The 19,711-nt window shown below is 65.6% G+C and carries 17 protein-coding genes; 9 read left to right on the top strand and 8 right to left on the bottom strand.

Going from position 1 to position 19,711, the window contains the following annotated elements:
* The first annotated feature begins 136 nt into the window (after window positions 1–136).
* Entirely contained in the window at window positions 137–1,498 is a 1,362-nt protein-coding gene (gene dctA / locus HV773_RS12305) for a C4-dicarboxylate transporter DctA (protein ID WP_129564490.1), read from the top strand.
* A 247-nt stretch (window positions 1,499–1,745) separates the two neighbouring features.
* On the opposite strand, the gene HV773_RS12300 is transcribed toward dctA, so the two are convergent.
* The 4 genes from HV773_RS12300 to HV773_RS12285 form a co-directional block, all read right to left on the bottom strand.
* The gene (locus HV773_RS12300) at window positions 1,746–2,045 is read right to left on the bottom strand and encodes a hypothetical protein (RefSeq protein WP_129564173.1); all 300 of its coding nucleotides are present in this window, start codon (window positions 2,043–2,045) and stop codon (window positions 1,746–1,748) included.
* A 69-nt stretch (window positions 2,046–2,114) separates the two neighbouring features.
* Window positions 2,115–4,646 (bottom strand): fused MFS/spermidine synthase, encoded by a 2,532-nt coding sequence (locus tag HV773_RS12295; RefSeq protein WP_227875460.1) that lies wholly within the window; start codon window positions 4,644–4,646, stop codon window positions 2,115–2,117.
* A 197-nt stretch (window positions 4,647–4,843) separates the two neighbouring features.
* A complete protein-coding gene (locus tag HV773_RS12290) occupies window positions 4,844–6,532 on the bottom strand; it encodes an arylsulfatase (protein WP_377729594.1) in 1,689 nt (562 codons plus the stop codon).
* Between the two features lie 172 nt (window positions 6,533–6,704).
* Complete coding sequence (locus HV773_RS12285; RefSeq protein WP_129564176.1) at window positions 6,705–7,943, bottom strand: formylglycine-generating enzyme family protein; 1,239 nt, start codon at window positions 7,941–7,943, stop codon at window positions 6,705–6,707.
* 414 nt (window positions 7,944–8,357) lie between these two features.
* On the opposite strand from HV773_RS12285, the gene HV773_RS12280 reads away from it, so the two are divergent.
* The 6 genes from HV773_RS12280 to HV773_RS12255 are packed head-to-tail and all read left to right on the top strand — an operon-like array spanning window position 8,358 to window position 14,860.
* Window positions 8,358–9,317 carry an AAA family ATPase gene (locus HV773_RS12280; protein WP_129564177.1) on the top strand — a complete coding sequence of 320 codons (960 nt, stop codon included), beginning with the start codon at window positions 8,358–8,360 and terminating at the stop codon, window positions 9,315–9,317.
* Between the two features lie 8 nt (window positions 9,318–9,325).
* A complete protein-coding gene (locus HV773_RS12275) occupies window positions 9,326–10,330 on the top strand; it encodes a DUF58 domain-containing protein (RefSeq protein ID WP_129564178.1) in 1,005 nt (334 codons plus the stop codon).
* Complete coding sequence (locus tag HV773_RS12270; RefSeq protein WP_227875461.1) at window positions 10,327–10,866, top strand: DUF4381 domain-containing protein; 540 nt, start codon at window positions 10,327–10,329, stop codon at window positions 10,864–10,866. The genes HV773_RS12275 and HV773_RS12270 overlap by 4 nt, the downstream gene beginning before the upstream one ends.
* Window positions 10,853–11,896 (top strand): vWA domain-containing protein, encoded by a 1,044-nt coding sequence (locus HV773_RS12265; RefSeq protein WP_129564179.1) that lies wholly within the window; start codon window positions 10,853–10,855, stop codon window positions 11,894–11,896. The genes HV773_RS12270 and HV773_RS12265 overlap by 14 nt, the downstream gene beginning before the upstream one ends.
* Window positions 11,886–13,499 (top strand): vWA domain-containing protein, encoded by a 1,614-nt coding sequence (locus tag HV773_RS12260; protein ID WP_129564180.1) that lies wholly within the window; start codon window positions 11,886–11,888, stop codon window positions 13,497–13,499. Before HV773_RS12265 ends, HV773_RS12260 begins: the two co-directional genes overlap by 11 nt.
* Before the next feature lie 8 nt (window positions 13,500–13,507).
* Complete coding sequence (locus HV773_RS12255) at window positions 13,508–14,860, top strand: BatD family protein (RefSeq protein WP_160113498.1); 1,353 nt, start codon at window positions 13,508–13,510, stop codon at window positions 14,858–14,860.
* A 26-nt stretch (window positions 14,861–14,886) separates the two neighbouring features.
* Here the strand turns inward: HV773_RS12255 and HV773_RS12250 are convergent, their stop codons facing one another.
* Entirely contained in the window at window positions 14,887–15,507 is a 621-nt protein-coding gene (locus tag HV773_RS12250; protein ID WP_129564182.1) for a class I SAM-dependent methyltransferase, read from the bottom strand.
* Between the two features lie 230 nt (window positions 15,508–15,737).
* On the opposite strand from HV773_RS12250, the gene HV773_RS12245 reads away from it, so the two are divergent.
* On the top strand, window positions 15,738–16,181 hold the full coding sequence (locus HV773_RS12245) for a glycine zipper domain-containing protein (RefSeq protein ID WP_129564183.1): 444 nt from the start codon (window positions 15,738–15,740) through the stop codon (window positions 16,179–16,181).
* A gap of 56 nt (window positions 16,182–16,237) precedes the next feature.
* Here the strand turns inward: HV773_RS12245 and HV773_RS12240 are convergent, their stop codons facing one another.
* From HV773_RS12240 to HV773_RS12230, 3 genes are all read right to left on the bottom strand, one after another.
* A complete protein-coding gene (locus HV773_RS12240) occupies window positions 16,238–17,020 on the bottom strand; it encodes a PP2C family protein-serine/threonine phosphatase (RefSeq protein WP_129564184.1) in 783 nt (260 codons plus the stop codon).
* Window positions 17,017–18,282, bottom strand: a complete 1,266-nt coding sequence (gene tagH / locus HV773_RS12235; protein ID WP_129564185.1) for a type VI secretion system-associated FHA domain protein TagH — start codon at window positions 18,280–18,282, stop codon at window positions 17,017–17,019. Before tagH ends, HV773_RS12240 begins: the two co-directional genes overlap by 4 nt.
* Before the next feature lie 69 nt (window positions 18,283–18,351).
* Window positions 18,352–18,786: a TssQ family T6SS-associated lipoprotein gene (locus HV773_RS12230; protein ID WP_160113499.1), complete on the bottom strand. Its 435-nt coding sequence runs from the start codon at window positions 18,784–18,786 to the stop codon at window positions 18,352–18,354.
* Window positions 18,787–19,168: 382 nt separating this feature from the next.
* Between HV773_RS12230 and tssJ the strand changes: the two genes are divergently transcribed.
* Window positions 19,169–19,705, top strand: a complete 537-nt coding sequence (gene tssJ, locus HV773_RS12225) for a type VI secretion system lipoprotein TssJ (protein WP_129564186.1) — start codon at window positions 19,169–19,171, stop codon at window positions 19,703–19,705.
* Window positions 19,706–19,711: the final 6 nt, after the last annotated feature.

Genomic DNA, 19,711 nt, shown 5'->3' with positions numbered 1-19,711 from the left:
TGGAATGGCTGGCACTTCCTTCTCCCGAAGAACGGATGAAAGCAGCAAAGCCGCGACCGGAAACACAATCGCCGCACGCACGGCGGTTGGCGGTCGCCCAGATTCATGTGGATGGCGCCATGCTCAGGAGACAGACATGCGGTCCTCAAAACTCAAAAAGACGCTTTCCAGGCTCTACGTACAGGTCTTGATCGGTATCGTGGCCGGCATTCTCGTCGGCCATTTCTACCCGAATATCGGCGCCGATCTCAAACCGCTCGGCGACCTGTTCATCAAGCTGATCCGCATGTTGCTCGCGCCGATCATCTTCGCATCGGTCGTAGTGGGCATCGCGCGAATGAATGACCTGCACGAAGCGGGCCGCGTCGGCGTCAAGGCGGTGCTCTACTTCGAAGTGGCCTCGACCATTGCGCTCGTCGTGGGTCTGTTTGTCGTCAACATGATCAGGCCCGGCAGCGGCATGAACATCGACCCGGCGCACATCGACAGTTCGGCGATCGCAAGTTACGCTCACGTCGCGCACGAACACACGGCGCTCGGGTTCCTGATGAGCATCGTGCCGAACAGCATCGTCGGCGCTTTTGCGAACGGCGAAATCCTGCCAATCATTTTCTTCTCCGTGCTGTTCGCCATCTCACTGGCGAAACTCGGCCCACGCACCGCTCCACTCGTGGATATGCTCGACATGTTCCTGCAAGGGATGTTCGGTGTCGTGCGCATCGTCATGTACGTAGCGCCCGTTGGCGCGTTTGGCGGCATGGCATTCACGATCGCGAAGTACGGCCTCGGCACGCTGGCGTCGTTCGGACAACTCATGCTTTGTTTGTACCTGACGTCGATCTTCTTTGTCGTGGTCGTACTCGGCATCGTCATGCGACTCTGCGGTCTGTCGCTCTGGAAGTATCTCCGCTATATCCGGGATGAGATTCTGATCACGCTCGGCACGGCGTCGACCGAGGCCGTCCTGCCTCAAATGCTCATCAAGATGGAAAACCTCGGATGCTCGCGCCCCGTCGTCGGCATGGTGCTGCCGACCGGCTATACGTTCAACGCTGATGGGACCGCGATTTACCTCACGATGGCGGCGATGTTTGTTGCGCAGGCGATGAACATCCATCTGACGTTGCTCGATCAGCTCGTCGTGCTCGGCGTTCTGCTCCTGACCTCGAAGGGGTCCGCTGGCGTGGCGGGGGCGGGTTTCGTCGCACTCGCAGCGACACTTGCCTCGATGCACAAAATACCGGTCTCGGGTCTCGTGCTGCTTCTGGGCGTGGACCGCTTCCTGAACGAAGCTCGCGCCGTCACGAACCTTATCGGCAATGGCGTGGCGACCATCGTGGTCGCACGCTGGGAGGGTGCAATGGATGTCAATCGGGCGCGTGCGGTCCTGAATCGCGATCTCGACTTCAGCGTTGTTGACACCTCTCAGGAAAAGCTGGAATCCATAGGCATCTCTTTGCCGGTTGGCGAGCCTGCAACAGGCGCCAGAAATCGCTAAAGAAGAGACAAGGCTTCGTGTTCCGGATGGCGGGCCAAGCGAGATTCCGACGCCCGTTGCAATGCGACGTCCGTTCCTCGACGCAGAGCGGACGTCCCAAGAATCACACCGGTTGTCGCCATCGGGTCGAAATGTGTCCGCCAAGCGCCGCACGGTTAGCGCGCCCAATTTTTGCGATGCAACAGAGAGAGCCCGGCATCCACGCGCATATGCGGATACCCTTTATGCCTTCACAGGATTGCGCATTTCAATCCGCATTCACGCAAGCCACGGTAGGCGCGGTGTAATCCGACGGGTAATCCGAATACGGCCCGCTGAGCAGCCGCAGGCGCTGCGTCGCCAGCACCTCGGCCTGGTCCTGCTCGCGGCGTGTCAAAACCGCCGGTTCGCCAGCGGGCGGCGTTTCATTCACGCTGCACAGCAGGTGTTTCCCGCTCGATAGCTGAACCGTGGTCTGGTACGCCGCGCCGGGCAGGGTGGCCACAGCGCAGATACTCCATAACGCATCGGCGACGCCGGCTGCGTACCTGAGTGGCACGAATTTCATGGCGCGCTCCTCAATGGCGATAGCCTATCTTCTGCCAAAGCCACGGCGCGCGCCAGCGCGAATTGCGAACTACTGGCCTATGCCGGTGAACCAGTCGTAGTAAGGATTGAGCGGATCGGCCAGGGTGACTTTCCCGATCGAGCGGGACCAGCCTTGGCGGTCGCCGGAATAAGCGTCGAGCGACGCGTGGTAGAACATCTGCAGAATCGCGCTCTGGTTCGCCACTTGGGCGCGGAATGCCGCGTCGGCGCCCACGAGCGGTGGATTGACGGCGAGTTCCATGAGGTGGGCGAGCGTCTGCGGGAATTCCTCGCGCCGCAGCCAGTTCGCGTATTCGATGCGGGGCCGGTCGTCGGTGACGGGCAGCGCGTCGGCTGCGTAGTACTCGAGGCCGGCGCGGTCGGTGATGTAAGTCGCCATCAATGCCGCTGGCGAGTCGATGCCCACCGCGCTCAATGCTTCGGAAACCGAAGGATCGGCGAAACGCGCGCTAATGCGCGGCACGTTCAGCTCGATGGGCTGCAGCGAGCCAACCAGCAGCATCTCGTGCAACTCGGTGGTCCAGAGCGTCGCGTGCGGAAACACCTGCACGAAGCTGCGGATCAGCGCGCGCGTATCGTTCTCGTTCTGGGTCGCGAGCGGCAGCCATTGCGCGACCAGCCCGCCCGGTTGCAGCCGCGCGGCCGCGAGCCGGTAGAAGTCGGTCGAGTACAGATTGACGACGCCGGCGGCTGAGGGCGGCGGCGGCTCCAGTGTGATGAGGTCGTAGCGCGCGGGATTCGCGAGCAACTCGCGGCGGCCGTCACGCTGATGAATCTTCACGCGAGGGTCGCGGGTCACGTCGAAGTTGCCGTCGAACTGGCCCGCGGCGCGCACCACGGCCGGCAGCAGTTCGGCAATCGTGCGCGTTTCGAGTCCCGGATAGGCGAGCAGCGCGCCGCCCGTGATCCCCGTGCCGAGCCCGATGACAAGCGCCGAGCGCGGCGTTTCGCGGTCGATCAGCAGCGGGAGCAGGGCCTGGAGGCGCATGTAGCGCTGCGAGGTCATCGCGTCGCCGGAATTGGACACGCCCTGAATGTAGAGGCGCTTGAAGTGGTGCTTGCCCGCCGTCTGCTCGAGCACGGCGACGGTGGAGCCGGCGCTTTCCTCGTAGGAGACCAGCGTGCCGCCGCGCGTCTTCGCGAGCAGCACGGCGAGCCGGTCGACGGGCGTGAGCAGCGACGCGGCGACGGTGCCGAGCACGAGCGCGCCGACGGCCCAGCGGCCCACGTTGCGCACGCCGGGGCCGTTGATAGTCGCGATCACGCCGAGCGCGGCGGCGGCAACGGCGAGCACGGCCAGCGTGCGCACGACGCCGAGCGACGGCACGAGGACGAAGCCGGTGAGCATTGCGCCGACTATGCCGCCCGCCGTGTTGAGTGCGACCAGCGCGCCCACGCTATGGCCTACGCGGGCCTCGCGCGCCGAGAGGCGCACCGCGAACGGAAAGGCCGCGCCGAGCAGCAGCGTCGGCACGAACACCACGAAAAACGCCGCGAGCGCGAAGCGCGCGCACATGGCGGCGAGCAGGCTGCCGGTATGGTTCAGCACGGTTTGCGCGAGCCCGGCTTGCCACTGCGGCAGCCACGCGCCCACGGCGGCGATTTCGAGCAGCGAGACGAGTCCTGCCGCAATGATCAGGATGGCGAAGCGGCTCCACGGATCGGGTGAGCGCGCCGCGCTGCGAGTCGCGCAGGCGCTGCCGAGTGCGAGACCGAGCAGATAGGTGGCGAGCACGACGGCGAAGGCGAACGCGCGCGTGCTGATGAACTGGACGATGGCTTGCGACCAGACCACCTCGTAGCCGAGCGCAATGCCGCCGGCCAGCGCGTAGAGCGCGAAGGCAAGGCGCGCCGTGCCGGATTCGGCGCGCGCGCCCGCTTCGGGGCTGGCGGCTTGTGTGGCTTGAGCGGGCTGCGTGGCTTGAGCCGCGCGAGTGTCGTTGTACGTGTCGTCCTGCGCGGCCGCCGGCTTGCGGCGTGCGAGAAGCAAAGCCAGCACGCAGGCCGCCGCGTTCAGCAGCGCGGCGCAGCAGGCGCTCGTTTGCACGCCCAGCGCGGGAATCAGCGCGAACGGCGCCACCAGCGTGCCGAACACGGCGCCTGCCGTGTTCGCCGCGTAGAGTCGTCCGCCGGCACGGGCCGTCAATGGCGCAGCCACGCCCAGCGCGCGCGTGAGCACGGGCAGGGTGCCGCCCATCGGGATCGCGGGCAGGCCGACGAGCACGAACGGCAGCGCCCACGCGAGCAGGCCGGCGCGCGCTTCAATCATCGCGAACGGCGCAGCCGCATACGCAAGGCCGAAGGTCGCGAGCGGCGCGAGCACGAGCGTCGCCACTTCGAGCAACGCATAAAGGCGCAGCGGCTGCGCGCTGCAGTCGGCGCGGCGGCCGAACCAGGCGCTGCCCAGCGCGAGCCCGCCGAAAAAGGCGCTCACGCCGATCGTTACGGCGTGGACGTCGATGCCCACGACCAGCGAAAGCTGCTTGATCCACAGCACCTGGTACACGAGCGCGGCTGCGCCCGAGAGGAACAGCAGCCCGGCCGCGAGCGTAGGCGACATGGCGGGTTGCCAGCGTGCCGGTGCTTCGGTGTCGGGGGATGGAGTGGCGGGAGGCTGCTGCCGGCTATGCCGGTCGCGGCGTGCGCTGCGGCTGATCGTGGAGGGAGAGGAGGTCATCGGCGGGGGGGCAAAACGTGAATCCCGGGCGCACAGATAGGGTGTCCGTGCGCCCGGGATGGGGGTGTTACAAATGGGTGTTACTTTTGAGCGCGCTTCTTCATCTCAGCGTCGATCTTCGCGTCAACTTCCTTGCGTACCTGGTCGATGCTGAAGCTCGCGGGCTTCTGGCTCGGCGGGTAAGCAACGAAGGTCTGCAGGAAGGCGCTCGCTTTCATCGTCCCGATTTCCACCAGATAGGCATTCTTCGCGAGCCAGTCGTTGTACTGGTCGGAAGTGATATCCGCTTTCTCATACGGGTCCATGCGCAGGTTGAACACCTTCGGCAACCGCAGGCACACGAACGGCTCTTGCCAGACGTTCAGGTTGCCCGGAGCACGCTGCTCGCAGAAAACCGTCTTCCACGCCATGCCGTCCTGATCCCAGCGCATCGCGACGAGCTCGCCGTCGTCGTTGAAGTAGAAGAACTCGGTGCGCGGGTCCTTGTTGGTCTTGCCGGTCAGGAACGGCAACTGGTCGTAGCCGTCCAGATGCACCTTGAAGTTCGTGCTGCTGCCCTTGGGCGTCCAGCCCTTGAGCAGACGATCCTTCACGCCGGAGTCGCCGGCCGCGTCGAGCAGCGTCGGGAACCAGTCCATGCCCGAGAAGAGCTGGTTCGAGACCTCGCCGGCCTTGATGTGGCCGGGCCAGCGCACCATGGCCGGCACGCGGAACGCGCCTTCCCAGTTCGAGTCCTTTTCGCCACGGAACGGCGACACGGCGGCGTCGGGCCATGACCACTCGTTCGGTCCGTTGTCCGTCGTGTAGACGACGATCGTGTTGTTCGAGATCTTCAGGTCGTCGAGCAGCTTGAGCAGCTTGCCGACGTCCTGGTCGTGCTCCCACATGCCGTCCGCATACTCGTTGCCGGGCATGCCGCTCTTGCCGCGGAACTCGGGACGCACGTGCGTGTAGACGTGCATGCGCGTGTAGTTCATCCAGACGAAGAACGGCTTGCCAGCCTTGGTCTGGCGCGTGATGAAGTCGGCGGCCTTCGCGCCGGTTTCATCGTCGACCGTCTCCATGCGCTTGGCGGTCAGCGGCCCAACGTCCTGCACCTTGCCGTCCGCGGTGCTATGAATGATGCCGCGCGGCGAGAAGTTCTTCACGTACGGATCATTCTTGTCCTTCGGCCAGTAGGGGCGCTCGGGCTCCTCCTCGGCGTTCAGGTGATAGAGGTTGCCGTAGAACTCGTCGAAGCCGTGGTTGGTCGGCAGATACTCGTTTTTGTCGCCGAGGTGGTTCTTGCCGAACTGGCCGGTGGCGTAGCCGAGCGGCTTGAGCGCCTGCGCGATGGTGATGTCGCCCTTCTGCAGGCCGACCGGCGCGCCCGGCGCGCCCACCTTCGAAAGCCCCGTGCGCAGCGGCGTCTGCCCGGTGATGAACGACGAGCGGCCCGCCGTGCAACTGTTCTCGCCGTAGTAGTCGGTGAACATCATGCCTTCGTGGGCGATGCGGTCGATGTTCGGCGTGCGGTATCCCACGAGGCCCTGCGAATACGCGCTGATGTTGCTGATGCCAACGTCGTCGCCGAAGATCACGAGGATGTTCGGCTTGCTCGTGTTCTGCGCGGGCGGTTTCGCCGCTGGCGCTGCCTTGGGCGGCTGGGTGGTTTGCGCGGGGGCGAGCGTCGGGTCCGAGAACGCCAGCACGGCGCATACGCCGCCGAGCGCGAGCAAGGAACTCCAGGTCGCCAACCGCTTACTGCGCGGCAATTTTGTCATTGTCATTCTCTCCGTTTCTCCGGTGCCTGGGTAATGCAGTCATGCCGCCCGCGCTCGCGGGCGGTTCGGCTGTGCCCCGCAACCGCGCGGGGCCGCCTGTCCTGGGCGCCTCGTTCCTGCGGATAAGGCGCTTGCTTCATGGTGCTCGGTAACGCTTGTCCGCTTGTCCGCTCGTCGATCAGCCGCCGGCCGGCGCCGCGCGCGCGGCTTCGGCGCGCAATTGCGCGTTCTTCCAGGCGCTTTCGTCCATCACGAGACGAAAGCCGAGATGCGACATGCTGTTGTACGGGTCGGTGCCGCGCCGCGCGCTCGGGCGGTAGCTCAGGCAATAGGCTTCGTTGCACAGGAACGAGCCGCCGCGCGTGACGCGCTTGGGCGCATCCACCGGCACGCCGACGTCGGTGGGGTCCCACGACTGCGCGGGGCCGGCCGGATTGTCGACAACACTGGTGGACGCCTCGCGGCGGAACGCGTCGGCGCGATACCAGTCGGCGACCCACTGCCATGCGTTGCCGGTCATGTCCGAGAGCCCGTAGCCGTTGGCCGGAAAGGTGCCGACCGGGCTCGTGCCGATTGCGCCGCCCGCCTTCGCGCTCACGACCGGAAACGGCTGGGCCTGCTGCCCTTGCCAGACGTTGGCCATCTGTTTGCCGCCCGGCGCGAAATCGTTGCCCCAGGCATAGGTCGCCTGGTCGAGGCCGCCGCGCGCGGCGAATTCCCATTCGGCCTCGGTGGGCAAGCGCTCGCCGGCCCATTTCGCATAGGCTTGCGCGTCTTCGTACGAGACTTGAACGACCGGATGATTGTCCTTGCCCACGATGTCGCTTTTCGGGCCTCGGGGGTGACGCCAGTCCGCGCCCGGCACGTAGCGCCACCAGCGCGAGTAGTCGTTGAGGGAGACCTGCTCGGGCGTGCCCACGAACACCATTGCGCCCGCCACCAACTGGCTGTCGGGCGGGCGCGGCGTGTCGGGAGGCAGTTGGACCTTGAGCGTGTCCCAGTCGGGCTTGCGCTCGGCCGTGGTCACATAGCCCGTGGCTTCGACGAACTTGCGGAACTCGGCGTTGGTGACGTGGTGCTCGTCCATCCAGAAGCCATGCACGCGCACTTCGTGTGCGGGCCGCTCGTTGGGCTGGGCGAGGCGCGAGTCGCTGCCCATGAGGAAGTCGCCGCCTGGCACCCACACCATGCCGCGCGGGCCGTTTACGCCGTCGCCATGGACGACCTGGAAAGGCGTGGGCTTCGAATGGGCATTGAGCGCCCAACCCACGACGCCGCCCGCGATGGCGGGCACGAGCACCAGCGCGGCGCCCCATAGCAGCAGCTTGCGCCGCCCGCCCGTGCCGCTAGTCCTTTTGGCATTGCGCGACGCCGCGGCGTTATCCTGCTTGCTGATGACGCGTTCCTGAATAGTCATGAATGGTATTCGCTTAAAGCACGCTGCGTGCCTGTTTATTCGCCATAACGAAAAACGTGCACCCGATAAAGCGCGTAGCGCCCAATATAGCGAATTCGCCCCTCAATGAAAATGCTTTATTGGGTGGGCAAATGGGTGGGCGGCGAAATTCGAAGCGCATTTTCATTCAGTATGTGACATTTCGCATAAAGTCATTCGAAAGTAATGCTTTCGCCTCGTTCGAACGGACGATCTACACGCTTGCGATTCCACCGGGGCGGGCGATTGTACATTTGCCCGGAAATTGTGTCAGGATGTTTTCTTGCTCCGCATTCTATGTTGGAAGCGATCTGGCCGAATTATGGGTTTTCACGGTCCATGGCGCGCGGTCCACTTTATGTATAAATCCGGTGATCAGGGCAGGAATCGAGACCAATGAGAGAGACCATTCTGCATTTCGAAGCGGGTGTAAATGAAGCGGTAATTGGCCAGCAGGACGTGGTGCGCCAGGTGCTGATCGCACTACTCGCCGACGGGCATGTGCTGCTCGAAAGCTTGCCGGGGCTCGCCAAGACCCGCACGGTCAAGGCCATTGCGGCGCGTCTTGCGGCGACCATGCGCCGCATTCAGTTCACGCCCGATCTGCTGCCTTCTGATATCACGGGCGGTGAAACGCTGTTGCAATCCGGCAACGAACGCATGCTCCAGTTTCAGCCCGGGCCGATTTTCGGCAACCTGATTCTCGCCGACGAAATCAATCGCGCGCCTGCCAAGGTTCAATCGGCGCTGCTCGAAGCGATGGAGGAGCGGCAAATCTCGGTGGCGGGCAAGACTCATCCGATGGCCGACCTGTTTCTCGTGATGGCCACGCAGAATCCCATCGAGCAGGAGGGCACTTATCCGTTGCCCGAGGCGCAAATGGACCGCTTTCTCATGAAAGTGCTGATTGACTATCCGTCGCCGGAAAGCGAGCGCGACATGCTGAAGCTGCTGCGCCGCGAAACGTCCGAGGCGCCGGGCGAGATCGAAACACTCGCACAGGAGGTGGTATTCGCGGCGCGCCACGAGATTCAGAAAGTCGAAGTCGCACCCGCGATCGACAACTACATCGTCTCGCTCGTCAACGCGACGCGCCACCCGAAGACGCTGGACGCCGAGCTTGCACGCTGGATCGAGGTGGGCGCGAGCCCGCGCGGCGCGATCGGGCTGGACCGCGCGAGCCGCGCGCACGCGTGGCTCGACGGCCGCGACTATGTCACGCCCGACGACGTGCGCGCCGTGGTGCGCCCGGTGCTCAGGCATCGCCTGATTCTGTCTTACGACGCCAGTGCGGAAACTGTGAGCGCCGATCAGGTCGTCGACAAGCTCGTCGCCGCCGTTGCGGTGCCGGCTTGAAGCGAGGCATGAACCAAGGTGCGCGAAGCGGCACGACCGTGGACGCGGGCGCCGACACCATCGGCTCCGTCTATGTGGACGCCGCTCATCTGGCGAAGCTCGAGTTCCAGGCGCGCGGCCTGAGCTTCGTGCCACCCGCGCCCGTGCGCAGCATTCTCGCGGGCGCGCATGCCTCGCGCCTGCGCGGGCGCGGCCTGAACTTCGAGGAGATTCGCGCCTATCTGCCCGGCGACGATGTCCGCCATCTGGATTGGCGTGCCTCGCTGCGCCTTGGCAAGCCGCTCGTCCGGACCTACACCGAGGAACGCGACCGGCCACTCCTGATGGTGGTCGACCAGCGCATCGGCATGTTCTTCGGCTCGCGGCGCGCGTTCAAGTCGGTGGTGGCGGCGGAGCTGGCCGCGCTTGGGATCTGGATGGGTTTTCAGGCGGGCGACCGCGTGGGCGGCGTGCTGTTCGACGACACGCAGACCGTGCGGCTGCGTCCGCTGCGCAGCCGCACGCGCATCAAGACGATATTCGGCGTGATCGAGCGGATGAATCGCGCGATGAACGCGCAGAGCGCCGCGCGCACGGCCTACGGCCAGCTCGACGCGGCGCTCGAAGGCGTGCTGCAGATTGCTTCGCATGACTATCTGATTTGCGTCGCCAGCGATTTCGCGGGCGCGGGCGAGCGCACCCAGAAGCTCCTGCGCCAGCTCTCGGCGCATAACGACGTTGTGGCCGCGATGATCTACGACCCGCTCTGGCAGCACATGCCGGTGCAGCGCGCGCTGGTGGTGAGCGAAGGCCACTTGCAGGTGGAATTGCGCATCCAGAACGAGCGCGTGCGCGCGCCGCTCACGAGCCTCTTCGAGGGACGCACCGCGGAGGTCGCGCAACTGCTCGCCGCGAGCGGCGTGCCGCTGATGCCGGTCTCGACGGCGGAGCCCACGGTCGAACAGGTGCGCCGGCTGTTCGGCGAGCGCGCGAGCCGCGCGAGCAGAAACGCGCTGCACGGGAGCGGTCTATGAGCGCGCCGCTATTAACGGCGATGCCCGCGCCGATGCCCACGCCGGCCGGCACGCCTGGCGACTTGCAGCCGCTGCGCGAATTGCCGCTGCCGGCCTCGGTGGCGTACTGGCCGCAGACGGTGGGCTGGGTCATTCTGCTCGCGTTGCTGGTGCTCGCTGCGTTAGTGGTGGCCTGGTTCGCGTGGCGGCGTTATCAGAAACAGCGCTACCGGCGTCTCGCGCTCGCCGAGCTCGCGCAGATTGCCGCGCGCATGGGCGACGCCGCGCAGCGCGCAACGGCGCTTGCCGACCTCGCGGGCCTGCTCAAGCGCACCGCGCTGGCGGTGCTGCCGCGCGAGCGCGTGGCGGCGCTGAGCGGCGACGCCTGGCTGGCCTTTCTGCAGAAGACGCATGGCTTCGACGCGCAAAGCGGCGCGCTGCTCATGCTGGCGAGCTATGGACCCGAAGCGCGCCGCGCGGCGGTGAGCGTGACCGATGCGCAGCGGCTCGTCGAGTCGGCGCGCGAATGGATTGCACATCATCATGTGGAAGTTTGATTTTCCCTGGGCCTTTGCGCTGCTGCCGCTGCCCTTGCTCGTCTGGTGGCTGTGGCCTGCGTATCGCTCGCGCGCGCAGGCTGTGCGCGTGCCGTTCTTTCACGAAATGGCCGGCGCGGCAGGGGAGCGTCCCGCCCCCGGCGGCGTGCGGCTGCGGCGCAACTGGATCCAGCGCCTGATGGCGCCGCTCTTGTGGTGCCTGCTGCTGGTCGCCGCCGCGAAGCCGGTCTACGTGGAGCCGCCTGTCACGCACGATTCGCCGGGCCGCGACCTGATGCTGGCCATCGACCTTTCGCAGTCCATGGCCACGCGCGACTTCGTGAGTTCGGCCACGGGCGAGCGCATGGACCGTCTCACCGCGGTCAAGCGCGTCGTGGCCGACTTCATCCGCAAGCGCACCCAGGACCGCATCGGCATCGTGGTATTCGGCCAGGCCGCATATCCGCAAGCGCCGCTCACGCTCGATCACGACGCGGTGCTCACGCTGCTCGATCAGATGCAAATCGGCATGGCCGGCGCGCGCACCGCCATCGGCGATGCGATCGGCCTGACCGTGAAGCTGATGGACAAATCGCCCGCGCAGCAAAAGGTGCTGATCCTGCTGACCGACGGCAACGACACGGCCAGCGCGATTCCCCCGGAAAATGCCGCGTTCATTGCGAAGGGGCATCAACTGGTGATCGACACCATCGGCATTGGCGACCCGTCCGCGACGGGCGAAGATCGCGTCGATCTCGATGCGCTCGAACGCATCGCCACCACAACGGGCGGGCGCGCGTTTCGCGCGCTCGGCAATCAGGAGGAACTCGCCGATGTCTACGCCACGCTCGATCGCATCACGCCGGTGGCGGTGAAGCACGAGGTCTACCGGCCCCAGCGCGACTTCTACTGGGTGCCGCTCGGCGCGGGCGTGCTGCTGCTCGCGCTCTATCACGCGATGGCGCTCGCCATTGCATTGCTGCGCGCGCGTGGGGGCGCAATGGCGCAGCCGCGCACGCAAGAAGATGCCGAGGCCGATCGTGTCCATTGACCTCACCGCGTTTCATTTCCTGCGCCCGCTGTGGCTGTGGCTCGTGTTGTTCGCCGCGTTGCTGCCCATCGTCTGGCGGCGCCGCCACGACGTGCGCGGGCGCTGGCGCGGCATCATCGAGCCGCATTTGCTCGAACATCTCGTCGTGGGCGGAACCTCGCAGCGACGCCTGAAACCGGTCGACACGCTGGCGCTGTGCATCGCGCTCGCCGCGCTCTCGGCAGCGGGGCCGACGTGGCGTCAGGAGCGCCCGCCGTTCGATCAGGACAAGGCGCCGCTCGTGATCGTGCTGGAGCTCGCGAACTCGATGAACGCCGGCGACATTGCGCCCACGCGCCTCGAACGCGCGAAGCAGAAGGTGCTCGATCTCGCCGCTGCGCGCAAGGGGGCACGCACGGGCCTCGTGGTGTTTTCATCGAGCGCGCATCTCGTGGTGCCGCCGACCGACGACCCCGAGATGCTCGAACTCTATCTGCCCGCACTCTCGCCATCGGTGATGCCCAGCGACGGCAAGAACGCGGCAGCGGGGCTGGCCGCCGCCGAAGCGTTGCTCGCCCATGACCCGGTGCCCGGCACCATCGTGCTGATGAGCGACGGCATCGACCCGGACCACGCCGATGCGTTCGTGCAGGCGGCCAAGCGCTCGCGCCAGCAGGTGCTGTGGCTCGCGGTGGGCACGCCGGACGGCGGCACGCTGCGCGGGCCCGATGGCCAGGTCCAGCTCGACTCGCACGGCAACGCGCGCACGGGCGAATTCGACGCGGACGCGATCCGCCGCGTGGCCGACGCAGCGGACGTGCCGCTCGCGAGCATGCGCAGCGACGGCGACGACGTGCGCTGGGTCCTGCATCGCGCGCAGACCTGGCTCGACGCGGCGGACGAGGACAAGCGCGAGCCGCGCTGGCGCGAGGACGGCTACTGGCTCGTCGTGCCGCTGATCCTGCTGGGCGTGCTGGGTTTCCGGCGCGGCTGGACCGTCAAGTGGCTGCCGGTCGTGCTGGCCGCGTGCGTGCTGCAGGGCATGCCCGCGCCCGCGCACGCGGCGTCATGGAAATGGATCGACCTGTTCGCCACGCACGACCAGCAAGGGCGCTGGTACTTCGAGCACGGCGACTACGCGAAAGCGGCGCAGCGCTTCGAGGACCCGATGTGGAAGGGCTTTGCGCAATATCAGGCGGGCGACTACGAAGGTGCGCTCTCGACCTTCTCGGGCCTGCGCGGCGCGCAGGCGAGCTTCTACATGGGCAACGCGCTCGCGCATCTCGAGGACTACACCAACGCGGTGAGAGCCTACGACAACGCGCTGAAACTCGATCCGCACTTGACCGAGGCCGCGCACAACCGCGACCTGATGCGCCAGTTGCTCGCGAAGCCGAAGCAGGAGGCGCAGCAGGACGAAGAAGACGAGGAATCCGACGACGTGAAAATGCGCAAGAAGCACAGCCAGATCGAGCGCAGCACGCTGATCCCCGTGCCCTCTGAAGACGTCTGGATGCGCGCGTTGAACACCTCGCCCGCGCAGTTCCTGAAGCAGCGCTTCGAGCAGGAGTCGGGCGCGGACGTGGGCAACAGTGCGGCCAACGGCGCGGGACGGACGCCATGAGCGCGGCCATGAAGCGCTTCATCAAATGCTTCGTCATGCTGATGATTTGGGCGATGGCGTGCGGCGCACGTGCCGATGATCTGCCGAAGGTGATGGTGCGTGCGCATCTGGAGCCTGCCGGCGCCGTGGTGGCGGGCACCCAGGTCAAGCTCGTGGTCGACTGCCTGACGACCACATGGTTCACGGAAGCGCCCGACTGGCCGCTCTTCGATGTGCCGGGCGCTTTCGTCACCTTGCCGGATGAGAACGCCGTCAATCTCGACGAGACCATCGACGGCGTGAAGTGGTTCGGCGTGAGCCGCGCCTACCGCATCACCCCGCAGGCGGGCAAGCGCTTCGAGGTTCCCTCGTTCGCGATCACGCTGCATCCGGGCGGCACGACTGAACCCATACAGGTGAAGACGCCCGTATTGGATTTTGTCGCGACGGTGCCGGCGGGCGCGCAGGACATGGCGGTGTTTTTCCCCGCGCCGCAATTGAGCGTCACGCAAACCATCGCGCCGCATGACGCGCGCGTGCGCGTGGGCGATGTCGTTACGCGCACCATCACGCAGCGCGCCACGGCCACGGAGTCGATGCTGATTCCGCCGGTCGCGCCCGCCGAAGTGCCGGGCCTGAAGCGCGATGCCGCGCAGGCGGCGACGAAGAACATCGTCGACGATCATGCGGGTCTCGTGGCGGGCGAGCGCACCGACACCGTGAGCTACCGCGTCGAGCGCAGCGGCTCGTACCGGTTGCCTGAAATCACGGTCGAGTGGTGGAACACGAAGACGCAGCGCAAGGAGAAGATCGTCCTGCCGGCTGTCTCGATCAAGGCGGAGGCGGTCCGCGAAAAGCCCTTGTTCGGCATTCCTGCCGATGTGATCGGCAAGGGCGGAGCGCATCGGATCATCTTTGTCGACGGGACGACGGTGGCTTGGGGCGTCGCGTGTATTGCGGCGGTGTTCGCGCTGATCTGGGCGTGGGCGCCGCTGGTCGCGCGGTGGCAGGCGGGGCAACGCGCCTTGCGCGCGGCCATTGCGCGCTATCGCGGCGGCGAGCAGCCCGCATGGCGCGCGCTGCTGCACAGTGCGCGGCGCGGCACGCAGGCCGAGGTGATCGCCGCGCTGTATCGCTGGCTGGACCGGCGTGCCGATATCCGGCAGCCCGCGCGCGTGGCCGAGTTTCGCGAACGAGAGGGCAGCGATCCGGGTTCAGGTTTAGCGGACTCGGTCGACCGGCACTACCACGGCGCAAACGCTGAAGCGGGCGGAAAGATCGGCGCGCCTCAGTTGCACGCGCTGCGCCGGGCGCTGGGGAGCCAAGCGCGGCTCGCGCGCAAGCGGTTCAGCAAGCGCATCGCGCCGCTGAATCGCGATTAGCGTGAGCGTTGGGTCTCAGTCGAAAATCAGCCCGGTTCTTTACGGCACAGACAGTAGATGAACTTCTGCGTCGCGCCCGCGGGCGTGTGGTGTTCCTCGCGTTCTTGCCGCAGCAGCGTGAACGGCGCGCCGAATTCGTCGTGCAGCGAATCGGGGTTATAGCGCATGACCGGCAGGCCGCTGCAATGGTCGGGGCCGTCCTCGGCGAAGGTCGCGACGATCACGAGCCCGCCCGGCTTGACCGCGCGCAGCACCGCCCGGACATAGGCCGCGCGATCGGCCTCGCTCGTGAGGAAGTGGAACACCGCGCGGTCGTGCCAGACGTCGTAGGCGTGAATGGGCAGCTCGACCTGCGTGATGTCGCCCGCGATCCACGAGACCGCGCCGGCGTGTTCCGCGAGCCTCGCTTGCGCCACCGCGAGCGCGGCATCCGAGAGGTCCAGCACGGTGAGATTGCGGTAGCCGTCGTTCAGCAGGTCGTCGACCAGCGTGGATGCGCCGCCGCCCACGTCGATGAGGGCGGCGTCCTTCGCCACGCCCGCCTGCCGGATCAACTCGACCGACTGATTGGCATGCTCCTGGAACCAGCTGACGTTGGTCGAGGCCTTCGTCGTATAGATGCGGTTCCAGTGGTCCTTCGATTGCATACACGCTCCTGTGGGCGGGGTTTTCCGCCATGATGCGCCTTTCCTGGGTTCCGTTGTGTCCGGCTTCTGGCTGCTGGACCTTGCACCGGATTGGCATGAGACGGGCGCGAGAAGCAGGGTGGTTGGGGTTAAATGACGCACGAAGCGTGGTTTTTGACACTTTCTAACATTATGCTTTCAGATTAAGTGTTAAACTTGTCCATACATCTCAACAAGGCAAGGACAAGTCAATGCTGAAGAAGCTTGCAGGAACGACGACGATTGCCGCTGCGATGGCAGTGGCGTCGCTGCCCGCCGTAGCGGGTGACATGAACAATGCCGTAGGCGGCGCGCTTGGCGGCGTGGCCGGTGCGGCGGTGGGCAACGCCGTGGGCGGCAGCACGGGCGCGGTGATCGGCGGCGCCGTGGGCGGCGGCGCTGGCGCAGCGGTAACGTCGAACAAGCACGAGCGCACGGGCGCCGTGGTTGGCGGCGCACTGGGCGGCGGCGCGGGCGCGGCAGCGGGCAACGCGATGGGTGGTTCGACTGGCGCGCTCATAGGCGCGGCGGCGGGTGGCGCCGGTGGCGCTGCGCTGGGCGGCAACATCTCGCGCAACAACTCGTACTCCAACGACTACCATCACGACAACAAATACAAGCACAAGAATAAGAAGCACAAGAAGCATTACGACTAACGGTGCTTCGACCATGCGCGGCTGGGGCTTTCTTCTGGTCTTGGGGCCTCCCGGCCTCACCCTTCCCGCCGCGTTCTTACCCGCTGCAGCGTAACGTTCTGCGGGCTCCCCGCCCACACCGCCAGCGCGGAATAATTATCGGCATTCGATGCGCTGCCCGAATGGCGCATCGCCTCGTGCTCGATCAGCAGCGCCCAGTCGTCGACGCTATGGACGATGCGCAGCCGGTCTTCCAGCGCTTCCTCCGCGACGGTCTGCCAGAGCCCATCGGTGCAAAGCAGAAACACGTCACCGTCTTTCAGTGCATGCGGCTCGCTGATCGCGGGCGCAATCGACCCGCGCATGCCCAGCGCCATATGCAGCCATCCAGGATTGACGCCGTCGCTCGGCAGCCCCGCGTCCAGCAACTGCTGCCGTACGCTGTGGTCGCGCGTGCGCTCGATCAGCGCGCCGCGCGCGAAACGGTACAGCCGGCTGTCGCCAAGGTGCGCCCATTGCGCGATGTCGCGACGCCGGTCGATGAGTAACGCGATCACCGTCGCGCTCATACGGCCGCGTTCGTGCTCGCGCTGCTGGCTCGCGCGGATCGCGCCGTGCGCGTCATCGATGCAGGCCTGCAAGGTGTGAGCGAGCGTGGGCTCGTGACCTGGGTCGCTGCGTTGCGCACGCTCCAGAATGCGCTCGACCGCGCAGCGCGCGGCAATCTCGCTGCCGGTCTCGCCCGAGACGCCGTCGCTCACGACGAAGCACGCGTAGTCGTCGGAGATCGTATAGCCGAGTGCGTCCTGATTGCTCTCGCGCGTGCCCGCGCGCGAGAACTGCGCGCACGAGAGATTCATGCGTCGCTCGCGCGCGCCGGGCGGCGTCGCGCGTGATAGCTCCTTACTTCCTCGTCGTAGGCGCGCAGGAAGGACCGGCCGAACACCGCGCTGAAGTCGTCCTCGACTGCGAGCATGGTCTCGTGGTGCAGGCGTTCGTAGCGGTTCCACAGGCGCAGCTTGCGCAGCACCGGCAGCAGCGTTTCGTAGCGTCCCGGCGTGTCGCGAGCGGCCAGGCGTTCGGGCGAGAAGCGCAGCAGCACGTCGTTGAGCGCGGCGCGCATGCCCGCGACCATGGCGATCTGGTGCGCCTGCAAGTCGTGGAACGCGTCTTCGACGGCGCTCGGCGGCGTCATGAAGCCGGGAAACGGCAGGCCGAACATCTGGCGCAGCGCGGCGCTGCCATCGGGTAGCAGTTTGAGCGGATTGTTCTCGCGATCGAGCAGCACGGTCATGTCGGCCTTCACCTCGCGCTTGAGAATGCTGCGCGAGGAGAGCAGCTCGACCGTGCCGTTCGCGAACAGCGCCAGCAATTGCCCTGCCGTGTGCAACTGTTCGGTTTGCCAGTCGCAGGTGGCCTTGTCGAGGCCCGCGCCGCGCAGGAACGCGGAAAGCAGCGCATCGGCGGAATCGGGCGCGGCGGAGGGCGTGGGTGTCTCGGCGCGGGGTGTTGCGCGCGCATCTGTATTGGAGGCGCGCGTGGGTGCTTGTTCCGATGCCGGTGTTTGAGCGGATTTTTGCGTCGATGTCGGTGTCGGTGTTTTTGTTAGCGCTTGTGCTGGCGCTTGCGCCGATTCGCGTTCCGTTTCGTCACGGCTCGGGCGCGCGAACAGCGCGAGCGGATCGGTCGGAATCGGCGCGTTCTCCCTGAGCGGCGCGCGGCCTTTGCTTTCCTGCTCGCGCGAGGGCATTGAAACGCGTTGCTCGACTCGCGCCGGTGGCTCTGCCTGCGCCACTTCCTCCACGCCGGCTTCGCCATCATGGGCGCGCAGCACATAAGGCCCGATGCGGATCGCGTCGCCGGATGCCAGCGCATGTTCCTCGGTGTACTCGAGCGGCGTGTCGTTGATCTCCACCACCGAGACGCTGCTCAAATTCTTCAGCACGCAATGCTCGCCGTCGATCTGCAGCAGCGCTTGCAGCCGCGAGACCTGGCGCGTTTCGTCGGGCAGCACCATCTGGTTGTCGGCATTGCGTCCGATCGTGCCGCCCGGCGCATGAAACATCACGCTGGTCTCGGTGCGGACCGGTTCTCCTGCATATTCAATGACGGTCAATTGCATGATGCGGACTGACTCACTCAATAACGGATAAAAGGCGCTCGCGGCGTGCCGCTGCATCACGACGGCCTGTCATGAAGGCGCGACCTTGCGGCGAGCCGCGTCGAAGGCGGGGCCCCAGACGGGGTGCCCCTTCTCCGCTGCGGACAACTCGAAGTGTGGGTCGATGCGCAAGATGGCCTCGAACTCGGCACGGCACTGCGCGACGCGGTTCGTCACGCAATAGCTGAACGCCATCAGCTTGTGCGCTTCGATCTGGGTGGCGCGGTCGCCGTCATCCACCGCGTTGCTGTTGCGCAGCAGCTGGATGGTGCGCGGGTAGTCGCCCGCGAGATAGGCATCGTGTGCGGCCGCAACGGTATTCGCGGCGGCGCGCTGCGCGGGCGAGAGACTGCTGCAACCGCTCGTTGCAGCAAGCGTTGCAGCAAGCGCCAGTAAAAATGTGCCGCCAAGGGCGGCTGGTGTGCCATTCGCACGTAATAAATTCCAGCGTATTGGCCAATTCATCGTCGGCAGTCCGGTATTTAATTCTTGATTCAAGCCCGCGATGTGTAATTACTACGGCTTGAGAAATTTATTTATAGAGCGCGTATTCGGAGATCGTTGCGGTAAGGAATCGTACGAACTATAGTCTAGTCACCTGATTTTTCCTCATATGAATTATTACTGGTGAGACACCGTCGGCGATAGATTAATTTAATTCCGCGAAGAAGCGAAAGGCATGGCGTCATGACCCCGTGGCTTGTTATCCGGCACGCATGGGTCAGGGTGGGCGTTCCTGGAGCAAAACTCTTAGTCCCTGTTTGCAGGCATGAACCGGGGACGGGGCGTGTTCGTGCCTGTGCATGAGCAACGCGTTTTTCGCGCTGAATCAGAGGACTGGCACGGTATGTATAAAGCGCAAATTAAGCGCGTGCTTCAGCCGCGCGCGGGGATTTATTTTGCCTTTCTCTTATTATGGGGGTGTGCATCGACCGAGAAGGATTTACCGGTTCCTTATTCGGTCACATTTCAGGTGGCGGCCGACGTCAATCGTGATTCTCAAAATCGGCCCGCGCCTATAGCGCTGCAAACGTTTCAGCTGAAATCCGGTAATAATTTCAGCCACGCCGATTATTTCTCGCTGCAAAGCAAACCCGAAGACGCGCTGGGCGCGGAACTGGCGGGCACCGATCGCATCGTCCTGCGTCCGGGCGAGTCGCGCACGATTCACTACCCGGGCGGCGACGCGGTGCGCGCGCTCGGCGTGGTGGCCGGCTACCGCAAGCTGGAGAAGCGCCGCTGGAAAGTGGTGGTGGCGTTGCCGCCGCCCGCGAACACCAACCTGTTCAAGTTCTGGCAGGGCAAGCCCTCCGAGATGCGTTACGTGATCGCGGTGCAGGGCGACGGGCTTGTCGCCACGCCCAATGCCGGTGATGCCCCATGAACGACC

Origin of the sequence: Paraburkholderia caffeinitolerans (assembly GCF_902859945.1) — a bacterium.
Lineage (GTDB): Bacteria > Pseudomonadota > Gammaproteobacteria > Burkholderiales > Burkholderiaceae > Paraburkholderia > Paraburkholderia caffeinitolerans.
The sequence above is the reverse complement of the archived record's forward strand: the minus strand, read 5'-3'. Positions and strand labels throughout refer to the sequence as shown.

What these genes read in the sequence shown, in the direction of transcription:
- HV773_RS12245 (WP_129564183.1), top strand. Translation starts at nt 15,738, where the DNA reads ATGCTGAAGAAGCTTGCAGGAACGACGACGATTGCCGCTGCGATGGCA.
- tagH (WP_129564185.1), bottom strand. Translation starts at nt 18,282, where the DNA reads ATGCAATTGACCGTCATTGAATATGCAGGAGAACCGGTCCGCACCGAG.
- dctA (WP_129564490.1), top strand. Translation starts at nt 137, where the DNA reads ATGCGGTCCTCAAAACTCAAAAAGACGCTTTCCAGGCTCTACGTACAG.
- HV773_RS12255 (WP_160113498.1), top strand. Translation starts at nt 13,508, where the DNA reads ATGAAGCGCTTCATCAAATGCTTCGTCATGCTGATGATTTGGGCGATG.
- HV773_RS12290 (WP_377729594.1), bottom strand. Translation starts at nt 6,532, where the DNA reads ATGACAATGACAAAATTGCCGCGCAGTAAGCGGTTGGCGACCTGGAGT.
- tssJ (WP_129564186.1), top strand. Translation starts at nt 19,169, where the DNA reads ATGTATAAAGCGCAAATTAAGCGCGTGCTTCAGCCGCGCGCGGGGATT.
- HV773_RS12275 (WP_129564178.1), top strand. Translation starts at nt 9,326, where the DNA reads ATGAACCAAGGTGCGCGAAGCGGCACGACCGTGGACGCGGGCGCCGAC.
- HV773_RS12270 (WP_227875461.1), top strand. Translation starts at nt 10,327, where the DNA reads ATGAGCGCGCCGCTATTAACGGCGATGCCCGCGCCGATGCCCACGCCG.
- HV773_RS12280 (WP_129564177.1), top strand. Translation starts at nt 8,358, where the DNA reads ATGAGAGAGACCATTCTGCATTTCGAAGCGGGTGTAAATGAAGCGGTA.
- HV773_RS12250 (WP_129564182.1), bottom strand. Translation starts at nt 15,507, where the DNA reads ATGCAATCGAAGGACCACTGGAACCGCATCTATACGACGAAGGCCTCG.
- HV773_RS12240 (WP_129564184.1), bottom strand. Translation starts at nt 17,020, where the DNA reads ATGAATCTCTCGTGCGCGCAGTTCTCGCGCGCGGGCACGCGCGAGAGC.
- HV773_RS12230 (WP_160113499.1), bottom strand. Translation starts at nt 18,786, where the DNA reads ATGAATTGGCCAATACGCTGGAATTTATTACGTGCGAATGGCACACCA.
- HV773_RS12285 (WP_129564176.1), bottom strand. Translation starts at nt 7,943, where the DNA reads ATGACTATTCAGGAACGCGTCATCAGCAAGCAGGATAACGCCGCGGCG.
- HV773_RS12300 (WP_129564173.1), bottom strand. Translation starts at nt 2,045, where the DNA reads ATGAAATTCGTGCCACTCAGGTACGCAGCCGGCGTCGCCGATGCGTTA.
- HV773_RS12265 (WP_129564179.1), top strand. Translation starts at nt 10,853, where the DNA reads ATGTGGAAGTTTGATTTTCCCTGGGCCTTTGCGCTGCTGCCGCTGCCC.
- HV773_RS12295 (WP_227875460.1), bottom strand. Translation starts at nt 4,646, where the DNA reads ATGTCGCCTACGCTCGCGGCCGGGCTGCTGTTCCTCTCGGGCGCAGCC.